The organism is Paenibacillus sp. FSL R5-0341, from assembly GCF_037975235.1.
Classification (GTDB): domain Bacteria; phylum Bacillota; class Bacilli; order Paenibacillales; family Paenibacillaceae; genus Paenibacillus; species Paenibacillus amylolyticus_A.
Genome location: NZ_CP150241.1, coordinates 2,618,113 through 2,631,074 on the forward strand (window position 1 = coordinate 2,618,113; position 12,962 = coordinate 2,631,074).

Sequence of the window (12,962 nt, forward strand, 5' to 3'; positions counted from 1 at the left end):
ACAACCATGACAGATTCATCTTCATTTCATCCGATTATGCTAACGATTCCCGAGAGCTTCTACACAGAACGTCTCATGATTCGTGCCCCGCAGTGGGGAGATGGCAAGGATCTGAATGAAGCGGTCCGTGAAAGTGCGGAACAACTGCGGTTGTGGTTGCCTTTTGCCGAGAAGATCCCGTCATTGGAAGAGTCCGAAGTGACTGTTCGCAAAGCAAGACTGAAATATCTGGAGCGTACCGACATGATGTTACATTTACGTGATAGACATACGGATGAATTCGTAGGCAGCAGTGGGTTACATCGCATTGACTGGAATGCACGCTGTTTCGAGATCGGATACTGGATTCGAACCTCACGAGCAGGCGAGGGCTTGATGACGGAAGCGGTGAGAGGCATTGAGCAATTTGCCATTACTCATCTGGAGGCCAATCGGCTGGAGATCCGATGTGATGCTCGTAATGTACGAAGTGCCAAAGTAGCTGAGCGAGCGGGCTATACGCTGGAAGGTATACTGCGTAAGATGCGGCGGGACAGTACAGGTACGCTGGTGGATTGTATGATTTTCTCCAAAGTTAGAAGCATTGAGTTCGAGTAAGGGGAGGACAGGTATGGAGCGAATTGGTCAGGGAAGAACTGCGGAAATCTATGCGTATTCGAACGAGCACATTATGAAGCTATATCGAATGGATTTTCCACTCGAAGCAGTCCAAAATGAATTTAGAATAAGTGAGTTGGCATTCAAAAAAGGATTACCCGTCCCACAAGCAGTATCCTTGATAGAAGATACGCCGCGTGCAGGCATTGTTTTTAGAAGAGTGGAGGGTAACACCCTGTTATCCCTTATCATTCAACAACCTGCTATACTAGAGCAGCTCGCATCCAAAATGGCCGAGTGCCACTACAGACTTCATTGCGAGAGAGATGATGAAGCAACACTGCCCTCCCAGAAGCAGATTTTATCCGGAGCGATTCGCAATGTTCGATTATTATCCGAGAACGATCAAGCGCGAGTCCTTTCTTACTTAACAACACTGCCTGATCAACAGCAGATCTGTCATGGCGATTATCATCCGGATAACGTTATGCTGAGTGAGGTTGGCGATCAATACTGGGTCATCGATTGGATGACTGGCATGTCGGGTGATCCCGCGGGTGATGTGGCTCGAAGCTGGGTAATATTAATGAGTGGCACTTTGCCGGAAGATACAGAGCCTGCTATACGAATGGGTTTTGAAATGGCTCGTGAATCACTGGTCGAATATTACGTTAATCACTATATACAAATTTCCGGTATTTCCCGGGAAACGATTGAATCCTGGATGCTGCCCGTTGCTGCCGCGCGTCTTGACGAGGGTTTGCCCGCTCAAGAAGCGGAACAGCTGCTGAAGTTTGTTCAGGAACGAATTCGTCGGTTATAAAAGTTGAATTACATATTATTTACACTGACACTACGATGACAGAATAACCTTTCAATCGCTGTTATCCCCAGATTTTTTGATTCCCTTTCCTAAGGGGGAAATCCGGGGATAAAGGCGAAGCATATGCTTCCGAAGCAGCTTTCTTGCAGAAAGCTTTTAGCTTCGCTTTTTCAGGTTTTTTCTGTCCTCTCCGTTATCGTGTTAATGATTAGTTCAACATCTATAGACGAATCTAATGATTTTATATATAAGGGTAGTGAAAGAGAGGGGACATATTTATGCTGCATTCATTAAAGGCCATACAATCATACAAGTCAGGTAACACGCCGGAAGCCCAGCAGCTATGGCTGCAACTGCTGGCAGCAGCGGAGAAGCCCCGTATTAACCTCGAACGCATTCATTCCATTGCCGAACTTGAGGGAACAAATCCGGTGCTGGACTACACTGAGCGTACACTTCACGTATTGGAGAAACTTCCGGTTTCTTTTTGGGTGCGAGAAATTCTGGAGGACGTATTAATCTGGTCAGAGACGGCGAAGGCCGGATCATTAGAGCAGCGGCGGGTATGGCAAAAGCAAGGCGTTAACCTGTTTGTACACAATGTGGGGTCCGCTCAGTTATATGATCTGTACACAGGGGCAGGCCACCTGGATAACGACATCGGTAAGAGCAGGGAGACGGTTATAAATCAACCTGGTTCTCAAAGCCATGCTCTAAGTAAGAATACGAATATAAGCGAGCATACTGCGCCGACTCCACAAACACCAAGGCATGAGATTATAAGTACTCTAATTGCTACGCATGGACTTATTGGTCAATACATACGCGGCGAGATTCCATTTGCCGAGAATGCTTCGCTCCACGTCTTGATCGTCAAAGGGTGGCTTACTACAGATGAATTGCACACCATACTGATGGCATTAAATGAGTGCATTATTGCAGGTGTTGATCCAGCGTTATGGAATCAGGTTCAGGCTGAGGTACGGCGAATTGTAGGCTGGATTATCGCTGGACCAGATCATGAGGACTGGAGCGTCAAGGAACGGTTATCCCGCTTAAGAAGCTCGTCTATTCGACAAGGAGAAGCTATGGACGAGGCTTATGCCAAACTTCAAACGGAAATGGATGTGGAACAGGCGCTGGCTCCGCTGGCTCATCGCACATTATGGTATGTGGAGTCGGCCATGCAGGATTTTTCGTTGCAAGAGATGGTGAAAGTGTTCCTGTTGACGCTTCGCAGTGAGAGTATGAATCCCACTTCTATGGAAAGTCGATCTGATGTAGTCCGTCATATCAGCTTCGAACCATTGATGAATACGATGTATTACGACTACAAAGGCGTCAAGAAACTCAATATTTACAAGAAACGAATGATTGAAAAGTATTTGGAACAGTATTCATGGGAACAGATTGCTTCCGGGGAGCAGATCGTCTATCCCCATCTAACCCATCGCATTGAACGTCATACGGATCTGCCGGATACATTATTCGTGACCTTCGAATTTTCCCCAGCGGCGGAGAAATTGATTGCATTTTGTATTGAAGCGGAAAAGTCGCCGTTATATGAGAAGGCTGTGCTGCTTTTATTCGATCTGTTTGGGTTGCGCCGGGATGCCTATGATCGGTTCCATAACGAAGAGACGTATTTGTCCGATATGAACAGTTCCGGTGATTACAAAAAAGTGCTGCTGGACTATATCGTAGGTAAACGGGTACTTGATATTGGTCCAGGTGGAGGGATTCTGCTGGATCTAATTGAGCAGGAAAAACCGGAAGTGGAGCCGATTGGTATCGATATCTCAGCCAATGTCATTGAAGCGCTGGAGCGCAAAAAACAGCGCGCGGGACATCGCTGGCAAGTGATGAAGGGCGATGCCCTGCAACTGGAGCAATATGTGGAGCCAGGCACCGTAGATACGGTTATTTTTTCATCCATTCTGCATGAGTTGTATTCATACATTGAATTGGACGGTCGAAGATTTAATTCCGATACGGTTGTGGCCGCGCTGAGAAGTTCATTCCGTGTGCTGTCACCTGGCGGAAGAATTCTGATTCGGGATGGTATCAAGAGTGAGCCGGAGGCACAGAAGCGCAGGATTCGTTTCCTGGAAGCGGATGGGATGCGCTGGCTGGAGCGGTATGCAGAGGATTTTCAGGGACGTACAATTAAATATGAGCGGGTCTCAGACAACGAGGTCGTACTGTCGATTAACGATGCGATGGAATTTCTCTATACGTATACGTGGGGCGAAGAGGCTTATGTACATGAGATTCAGGAACAGTTCGGTATATTTACGCCAACTGCCTATGAGAACTGTATTCGAGAAGCGCTAGGCGAACAAGCCGAGATTATCACCTTCGAACATTTTCTTCAGGAGGGGTACACAGAAGCACTGGGAGAACGGATGATCTTTATGAACGAAGACGGTGAACCTGTGCCTTTGCCAGACAGCACTTGTCTGATTGTCATTGAGAAGAAGAAAGGGTTGGCGGAAGGATGATGAGCGAAGCCAGTACGGTTTTGTATTTTGTTAGACATGCGGAGTCTCGATATGTTGAAGGACAGGAACGCGAGCGTGGACTGACAGAGCAAGGTCATCAAGATGCAGGAACGGTTGCCAGTCTGCTCCATGGGGAGCAGATTCAACTGTTCTATTCTAGCCCTTACAGGCGAGCGGTAGATACGATTCAGATTCTGGCAGATTGGTCAGGTGGAATGGTAGTGACAGAGGAAGATCTGCGTGAACGCCAGTTATCGAGTTCGGATGTGAGGCATGATAATTTTCGTGAAGCCAAGCAACGATTGTACCGTGATCCTACGTATGCGTATCCTGGAGGAGAGTCTGGTGAACAGGCTCGCTCAAGGGCAGTAGCGGTGATTGATAGAGTTCTGGATAAACATAGGGGTCAGAAGGTGGTCATCGGAACCCATGGAGATATAATGACGCTTATTTTACAACACTATGATTCTTCTTACGGATATGAATTTTGGGAGAGTACTTCGATGCCAGATATCTATAAGTTGGAGTTTAATGGAACGCACAAGTTGGTCCAGGTCACTCGATTGTGGGAGTAACAGAGTAAAATATGAGCAATGCATTAACCGTGATGAGAGTAGAGAGGAGTGAGTTGAACGGATGAAAATTACGCTGTTGCCTGATACATACTTTATTGAGAATCTAAGCGTATCTTCATTACAGGATAGAATGTACTGCATATTTGATCTCGAAGGTACGGGCATTAATCCTGTGGTGGAGAGTGTGACACAATTTGGTGCGATGCATTACCAAAGGGGTCAACCATGTAATACAACATTTTCTTCACTTGCACGCGCGAACAAACCTATACCAGAACCTGTGGCCGAGTTAACAGGCATTTCAAATGAGGATATGTTGGAGGCTCCTTCGTTCATAGAAGCATTTCAGACCTTTCAGGAGTTCATTGGGGATGACGTCCTAGTGACACAAGCCGGATATGAGTATGACCTGCCCATCTTGAAGCGGCATTGTGATGAGTATGGTCTCCCGATGTTGACCAACCCGGTGCTGGATACAAAAGCGATGTTTACCTATATTCATCCTGAGATTACCGAGGTCGTCTCAACGGATTTTCTGATTCGGTATTATGATCTGAATACAGATGGAATTCACAGGCACAATGCTTTGGCAGATTGTGGTGTGATCGCTGCTATCTTTGAAAGTATCCTTAGCGAATATGAGGAACTTCAATTGGATCATTTTACAGCCGATCCTAATCGAATGATGAAGCGTTTTGTTATACCTGAGATGTATTTGACATGATGATGAACTGGAGGTGAGATCAATGAGCAAAACGGATGTGGAGAAGCTACTGTTGGATCTCAACGAAGGACAGATTTTGACCCAGCAGATATTCGAAGGATTGGATGTGGAAATTTACTTGGATGAAAGGGATGCCCCTGCATTTGCTGACGAGTGGATGCAATCCTTTGAACGATGGGCTCAAGATACCGTGGTGGCTGAAGAAGAGGTGTTGCGCGCATGCAGGGAACAGGCGTTCAAACAAACATTAGCTCTCACCGGCGAACCTGAGCTAGCTGGGTATGTCAGTGATGATATGGGTTTAATTGGCGCTGCACTGTTACAGGATGTGATGCAAGATTCCTTTGTGAATCAGCTATTGGAGAGTTATCGTCAAGGTCGGTTGCCCCTGCGATAAGCGGGGAGCGACCCATATGGTTGTTTTCGTTTGTATAAAAAAATAGCATCAAATGTACATTGTGAGTCGGCTGAAGCATGAGTTACAATTCACCTAAGTAATAAATGAGAATGATAATCATTATATGCAAAACATTCTCAAGGTTACATCAACAGATCACATAGGGGTGAAGGGTATCATGGTAGGTTTTATTAAAGGTTTCAAAGGGTGGGCGATTACATTACTGCTCATGGGTCTGGTGATTTCAGGATGTAGTATAAATACCGCAACGAATGCGGAACAGACTCCTGCAACTGAAAGTGCAGCTTCTGGAGAAAATACTACTGAAACCGAGACAGAGCCTGCGACACGAGTTGTACAGGATGAATTTGGAGATGTGACGATTCCGGTTCAGCCACAGCGGATTGCTGGAATATATGTGGAGGATTATTTGAAGGCGCTCGATATTACACCTGTAGTGCAGTGGTATCATCCGTTGTGGGGTGTGCAGGAGTATTTAAAACTGGACGTTCCGCAATTTGATATAACAGGAAGTATTGAAGCTTTGTTGGAATATGATCCGGATCTCATTATTGTGGATGGTGTAGTGGATGCGGAGAAATATGAGATGTATTCCAAGGTAGCACCGACGTATCGTCTACCTGAAGGCATTCTGCAGGATTCCAATCAAGTCTTGACAGCCATTGCCGATGTTGTAGGTAAACCGGACAAGGGTGAAGAAGTTTCAAAGGCATTTGAGGCGAAAATTGCGGATGCCAAGTCGAAGTTGCAGGAAGCGGTCGGAGACGAGACCGTTGCGGTTGTCCGACTGAATGTTAACGATGACACGCTGGCGTTGTTCGGCATCAAAAACCGTTACACCGGATTTATCTATTCGGAGTTAGATCTGACCCCGCATCCACTAGTAAGTAAAATGGAAGAATACCAGGAGATCCTTTCAGAAGAAGCAATTCCGCAGCTTGATGCGGATCACCTTATTATTTTCCCTTCTAATGGGGAATGGTCATCTCCAGAGAACAAGGAAGCCTTGAAGGTACTCGACAGCAAGTTGTGGCAATCCCTTCCGGCGGTTAAAAACAATCAGGTGTACATTATGGAAAGATCACATTGGCAATCAGGTGCGATTACAGCAAATTCCATGAAAATCGATGATCTCTTGGAAAAAATGACTCCATAAGTGAATCAATTTCATAATACCTTAATCCATTTTTAGTGAGCTATGAAATTGATTCGAGCATAATCCCATAAGAAAGTTCTTCAGCCAGGGTTGAAGAGCTTTCTTTTTTCGTATACACTATTTTAAATGATAATAATTCTCAGTTAAGGACGATGAACATGTGCCCCATGATAATACAACTGATTCCCAAGCCCTGGCTATGCACGCTTCAGCATATGGAATACATAGATCACAATAAATCTCATATTGATAAACGTTCGCTATACACAATGTCGTCTTCACACTCCATATTCGTTGTAACGTCTGGAAAGGGTTCAATGGTGTGCTCAGATCGGGAATCTCATCTGGAAAAAGGAATGATTATGTTTGTTCCAGCTGGAACATCCATTAAAATAGAAGGTTCTCCTTGGACAGAAAGTGATTTGCAATACTATAAGCTTGATCTGATGGTGGCTGAGTTGAAAGAAGAGACTTCCAGTGCTTTGCATACCAAAGACACTGCGGAGCAGCGGTCACTTCACAAATGTACAGATTCTTCGATAGAGATACCTCTTATACAGCTGAATTACAGTCCGTGGAGTTCTTGTCTTGAATCAATGGAACAAATAATGCGTCAACAGGTCACTGGCGATTGGCTGGAGCAATGGGACGTGCAGCTTCGTTTCCAGGAGTGGTTCCGTGCCTTGCTTCGCCAGAGTGATCCCAAAACAGAAACACCAGATGACCGTGCCCGTCTTCAAAGTTCAATTCGTTATATTGGCGACCACTATGATCAGACGATAACCGTTGATGAACTCGCTGCAGATATTGGTCTTACCCGAGCCAGTTACACTCGGCAATTCAAAAAAATTACGGGCAAGCTCCCGCTTGAATACGTAAATGCGGTTCGGCTGGAACGCTCGAAGCAACTGCTGCAGCTGACGGATGATCGCATCCACGAAATTGCACAAAATGTGGGGTTCAGCAGTGAGTATTATTTTGGCCGCCGATTCAAGCAATATGCAGGTATTTCACCGGGGTTATATCGCCGTCATCACCGTCAAGAGGTTCGTGTATTTGCTCCGTATCTGGAAGACTTTGTGTTGGCCCTTGGCGTAAAGCCTGTACTGCAATGTTCGCATCACTCATGGGGTAGACAGCATTATTTGGGATTGGACGATGTGCCCGAATTCGATGTGAGCCAGCAGGATGCTCAGTTTAATCTGGGCAGTGTACCTGACTTTATCATGTTGGACAAAGGATATAAAACATGGAACCTGGACCGCTTTGAGCAGGTAGCACCTACGTTTTACGTAGACCATATAGGTGAGGATTGGCGTTCTATTTTGAAATCCACAGCCGATGTGTTGGGGAAGGTGAATCGGGTTCAAGATGTAATAGGTGCGTATGAAGACAAGGCAATGGAAGCCAAAGGACGGTTAGAACAATATATGCGTGGTCAGACGGTAGCTTTTTTACGTATATCTGCATCGGATATTACCCTCTATGGGGATCAGCAGGGCTACGTCGGGCCTGTAATTTATCAGGATCTTGGATTGACTCCGCACTCCCGTGTGCAGCAATGGACAAGACACGAGCGGAGGGTTCTCATTGGATTGGAGCAGTTAAGTCAGCTTAATGCGGATCACTTGTTGATTACATTTGACACTGGAAATTCTGCTAAACCTGGAGATGAGCGCGAACTGCTCGAAAGGGATGAATGGAAACGTCTGCCTGCGGTGAAGAGTGGCAATGTGTATGAAGTGGATTTTATGAGCTGGATGAACTACGGTGTGATCTCTCATGGGAAGAAGATCGAGGATATTTTGCGGTTTATGGCTTGAGGTGAAATAGGATAACAATCCGTTTTAATGTATAATATAGGAAAAATAAAATTGAAGAAAGGAACTTCCTATGCGGAAAAAAATCTGGGCCTCACTTTTAGTAGTAGCTGTTATAGGGATGATTCCTGTTACAGCAATACCGACGACTACGGTTGCCGAATCGCATGAAATTTTGGGTGAAGATCTTCCTGAAAGCTTAAGATATGATTCTAACCATCCAGATGTAATTTATGTGAAGGATTGCGGGGTCTTCGAGAAAGTGGATTCTAGTTTAATAGATTACGGTGAAGAAGAAGTTGTGGTCGATGATGTACAAAAGGTAACAGATAAAACGAATGTAATTGTTGCTTATGATGCAACTTATATCAAAAAAGGTGAATGGGAATAGCTCATGCAATAGATTTATAATATGGAGCGCAAGGAGAGATTTATTCTTCTTGGGCTTTTTCAATATCCAATAAAAAAATAAAATTTCAAGAATTTAGCTGAAATTTATAGATGAGCAAGTTTATGTTTAGACATATTTTTAAGTACATATTACATTAGTAACTTATTATATTAGTAGGGGGATAATAGAGTGATTGCTAAGTTTAAGAAAACAGTATTTGCGGTAGTGTTATTATGTTTAATGAGCATGAACGTAGCTATGGCAGCAAATGAAGAAGTAGTTACAGTAGAAGGGATGCAAGGAATTTCACCTCCAAAGGAAACAGTTGTAACAGTAAATGGTACATACAGCGCGAATTATGGTAAAAATTCTATTGACGGTAAGTTGGATACTCGTTGGAATTCGGGTGCAACAAAAGGAACAATTCAATATGTTTTCCCAGAGGAATTAAGTCTTAACTTTATTCAAGTCGCTGCGTATTCTAATCCTAAATCCAATAACTATTACACAGTGTATGGTCTGAAAGATGGTAAGTGGATTTTGGTGAGCCCTAAAGTCGGCAGGTATGTTAATTCAACTGTTACGATAACCGACCCAGTTGCAATTACTCCGGGGGTCTACGAAGGTATCAAGGTAGAAGTAGATGGAGCGGCGTCATGGGCTCATATCAATGAACTTACGATAGGTGTAGTAGAGATGATGAATCCAAATATAATTGATCTGAAAGCAACTCCTGGAAATACTCAGGTCGGACTAAATTGGGGAGCCATAGATGGTGCAGAAAATTATATTGTGAGGTATGGGACGGAATCAGGAAAATATACTGAAACTGTTGTTGCTACAAAAGATGAAAATGGGAACTTTGTCATTCCTGCTCTTACAAACGGAACTACGTATTATTTTGTTGTAACGACTACGATTAATGGTGTTGAAACTGAATACTCCAACGAAGCATTTGCTACTCCGTATGGAGAAGAGCTCCCTAGCCCAGAACCAGAAGAACCTACAACTCCAGAACAACCAGAGCAACCATCCACCAACCGTGCCATCTTTGTCGTTACCATGACAACAGGCTTGGAGAAAGAATATGATCTAAGCATGAAAGAAGTAAATGATTTCATCGACTGGTATGAAGCCAAGCAAGCAGGAAGTGGGAAGGCATCGTATGCTATCGATAAACACGATAACAACAAAGGGCCATTTAAGAGTCGGAAGGATTATATCCTGTTCGATCGGGTGTTGACGTTTGAGGTAAGTGAATACTAAAAAATGTGAAGTTCCTTCAGCTTAGCTGAAGGGGCTTTTTTTTTGTTCACTCGATGAATGAGCCAATGCAACTGCTCGAAAGGCTTGTTTTAACTTATTTTAGTGTAGCGTTTACAAAAAAACAGGATAACGAGCACAAAATGCAAAAGCGGATGTCCTTGACTGAACGATTGTGACATACCATTAGAATGAAGGCTGATCTGTAACGCAGGGATTGAGGTCTTCAAGCATAGCCATAAATGGCGGATGGGAGAGCTGTAATGACAAAACGGGTAATTCTGTTGGAAGAAGGTACGGCAGAGATGAAAGGGCTAATGGGCAGTAAAGGGGCTGCTCTTGCAGAGCTAATTCATGCAGGATGGGCTGTCCCGGCCGGATTTGTAGTCACAACGGAATACTGTCGCGAGTTCTGTACCCGTCTTGGACATCTTTCTGGTGAAGTAGAGGAAACGCTTGTTAACGCGATTCGGCATCTGGAACAGCAAACCGGGAAATTCTTCGGACATCCGGAGAATCCGCTACTACTCGCGGTACGTACGGATAAGAATCGAGTATCAGTAGCTGCGACACAATCACTGCTCAATGTTGGTCTGAACGATGTTACTGTGGAAGAGCTCGCACGTCAAACCGGTGATCGATTGTATGCACTCCAATGTTACCTAGATTATTTAAAGCAATATGGACAGCTGGTATATGGAATTCCGTCCGAATTTTTCACAGAAGTATCAAGTCACGTCAAGGGTCCGGATGAAGTGGAACTTGAGTTAACCATTACGGAATTTAAATATTTAATTGAAGCGAAGGGGCGTAACCCTTTTCCACAGGATGTTCAACTTCAATTCAAAGAAGCGATACGTGCGGTATATCAATCACAGCGTATTAAATCATCCAGATCTCAGGACGAGATCATGCGTAACCCATATTATATTTCTTCGGAGCAAAGCGCTCCTGTTCTTATACAGACGATGATGCATGGAACATGCGGAGACTTAAGCGGGACTGGAACAATATATACGCGCAATCTACTTACAGGAGAAAGGGGAGTCACTGGACAATACGTCCCAACCGGGAACGCCAGTCAAACGGATCACGGTCTGGAGCGTTTACGGAATGACGAACCTGAGCTGTATGCACGTTTGCTGGAGATAGGTAGCCAGTTGGAGATGCGTAAGGGAGAAGTGCAGGAAATCACCTTTGTTATTGAATCCGGCGCGTTGTATATTGTGCAGACCCAGCCCGCCCGATTATCTTCTACAGCCACACTGAGGAGTACTGTGGATTTTGTGCATGAAGGACTCATCACCAAGGAGGATGCACTGTTACGCATCGAACCTGGGCACATCACGGAAGTGCTGAAGCATCACACAGATCCTAGTTCTATCAGCGACGCGAGTACTGGAAATTTGCCCATACAGTTGCAGCCAGTAACGAATGATGAGTGTCCAGCCACTAAAAATAACTCAGGTTTACCTTTATCAGCAGATCTGCAACTACTGCTTGAATGGGCTGATGAAGTGAAAGAATTGACGATACTTGCCAATGTAGATCATCCACAAGATGCCCTGACAGCACAGATACTGGGGGCTGAGGGAATAGGTCTGTGCCGTACAGAACATATGCTCATGTCTGCTTCAAGACTTCCTTTTGTACAAAAAATGATCCTGGCTGACAGCGAATCTGAGCGCAGGCGTGGGTTGGAGCGTCTGTTACCGATGCAGCAGTCTGATTTTGAACAGATATTCGAAGCGATGGATGGATACCCGGTAACCATTCGATTGCTCGACTCGCCCTTACATGAACTGCTACCGGATCTGGGAGTGTTGGAGAAACGGCGCGAGTGGTTACAAGCAGAGGAGGTGCATGAACAAAGAGACCATCAGATCGAACTGGAGGAACTGGAGCGTGTAATTCGCAGAGTCAGTGAACTGCATGAACGTAATCCGACACTGGGGCAACAGGCTTGTCGTCTGAGTACGGTGTTCCCGGAAATCGTTGATATGCAGTTGGAAGCAATATTCCGCGCAGCGGTGAAAGGCATCCGTCAAGGTTGGTGGGTACGTCCGGAGATTATGATTCCGCAGATCGGTCATGTGCATGAACTTCAGGAGATGAGAGATCTGGTAGATCATGTGGCTGACCAAGTGCTTGGTGAGGAGAAGCGGCATTGTCACTATAAAGTGGGGGCGATGATCGAAGCTCCGAGAACGGCGCTGACGGCGACTCACATTGCTCGCCAGGCAGACTTTTTCTCGTTTGGCGCGGATGAGCTGACAGAGAAGACGTTTGGATATAGCCGCCAAGAAGCCGAGAAGCGATTCCTTCAACGTGATACGGACTCTCGTACGGTAACGAATAATCCATTCCATGTGCTGGACACGGAGGGCGTTGGACAACTGGTGAAGATGGCGGTTATTCAGGGTCGGATTCGAAAACCTCATCTGAAGACCGGGATCTTTGGAGAAAATATTGTGGATCTAGAGTCCATTACGTTCTGCCACCGAATTGGGTTGGATTACGTAAGTTGTTTGCCTGAACAGATCCCTTATGCACGAATTGCGGCTGCACAAGCAGCCATTAAGGGACCGAGAGAGGGCACGAACACACAGAATGCAGATATATCCACAATTGCGTAACGCTCACCCTGTCCTACACGGAACTTCCATGGAATAGCAACCAGAAAACTGTTATACT

At 45.2% G+C, this 12,962-nt stretch carries 11 protein-coding genes; all 11 read left to right on the forward strand.

All coding sequences use genetic code 11. The annotated features are described in order from the left end of the window. Nucleotides 1–6: 6 nt before the first annotated feature. Nucleotides 7–597, forward strand: coding sequence for a GNAT family N-acetyltransferase (locus MKX75_RS12025; protein WP_339169740.1), 591 nt, complete (start codon nt 7–9; stop codon nt 595–597). A gap of 13 nt (nt 598–610) precedes the next feature. Further along, nucleotides 611–1,420: an aminoglycoside phosphotransferase family protein gene (locus MKX75_RS12030; protein WP_076330819.1), complete on the forward strand. Its 810-nt coding sequence runs from the start codon at nt 611–613 to the stop codon at nt 1,418–1,420. Nucleotides 1,421–1,698: 278 nt separating this feature from the next. Next, nucleotides 1,699–3,921 (forward strand): class I SAM-dependent methyltransferase, encoded by a 2,223-nt coding sequence (locus MKX75_RS12035; RefSeq protein ID WP_076330820.1) that lies wholly within the window; start codon nt 1,699–1,701, stop codon nt 3,919–3,921. Then, complete coding sequence (locus MKX75_RS12040) at nt 3,918–4,496, forward strand: histidine phosphatase family protein (protein WP_339169742.1); 579 nt, start codon at nt 3,918–3,920, stop codon at nt 4,494–4,496. The genes MKX75_RS12035 and MKX75_RS12040 overlap by 4 nt, the downstream gene beginning before the upstream one ends. Nucleotides 4,497–4,557: 61 nt before the next feature. Continuing rightward, nucleotides 4,558–5,220, forward strand: a complete 663-nt coding sequence (locus MKX75_RS12045; protein ID WP_076330821.1) for a 3'-5' exonuclease — start codon at nt 4,558–4,560, stop codon at nt 5,218–5,220. A gap of 22 nt (nt 5,221–5,242) precedes the next feature. Next, on the forward strand, nt 5,243–5,617 hold the full coding sequence (locus MKX75_RS12050) for a hypothetical protein (protein WP_076330822.1): 375 nt from the start codon (nt 5,243–5,245) through the stop codon (nt 5,615–5,617). Nucleotides 5,618–5,795: 178 nt separating this feature from the next. Next, nucleotides 5,796–6,794: an ABC transporter substrate-binding protein gene (locus tag MKX75_RS12055; RefSeq protein WP_076330823.1), complete on the forward strand. Its 999-nt coding sequence runs from the start codon at nt 5,796–5,798 to the stop codon at nt 6,792–6,794. A gap of 362 nt (nt 6,795–7,156) precedes the next feature. Next, a complete protein-coding gene (locus MKX75_RS12060; protein ID WP_339169745.1) occupies nt 7,157–8,617 on the forward strand; it encodes an AraC family transcriptional regulator in 1,461 nt (486 codons plus the stop codon). A gap of 70 nt (nt 8,618–8,687) precedes the next feature. After that, entirely contained in the window at nt 8,688–9,005 is a 318-nt protein-coding gene (locus MKX75_RS12065) for a hypothetical protein (protein ID WP_076330824.1), read from the forward strand. A gap of 189 nt (nt 9,006–9,194) precedes the next feature. Then, nucleotides 9,195–10,271, forward strand: a complete 1,077-nt coding sequence (locus tag MKX75_RS12070) for a fibronectin type III domain-containing protein (RefSeq protein WP_254847812.1) — start codon at nt 9,195–9,197, stop codon at nt 10,269–10,271. Between the two features lie 260 nt (nt 10,272–10,531). After that, on the forward strand, nt 10,532–12,904 hold the full coding sequence (locus tag MKX75_RS12075) for a putative PEP-binding protein (RefSeq protein WP_076330825.1): 2,373 nt from the start codon (nt 10,532–10,534) through the stop codon (nt 12,902–12,904). The last annotated feature ends 58 nt before the right edge of the window (nt 12,905–12,962 follow it).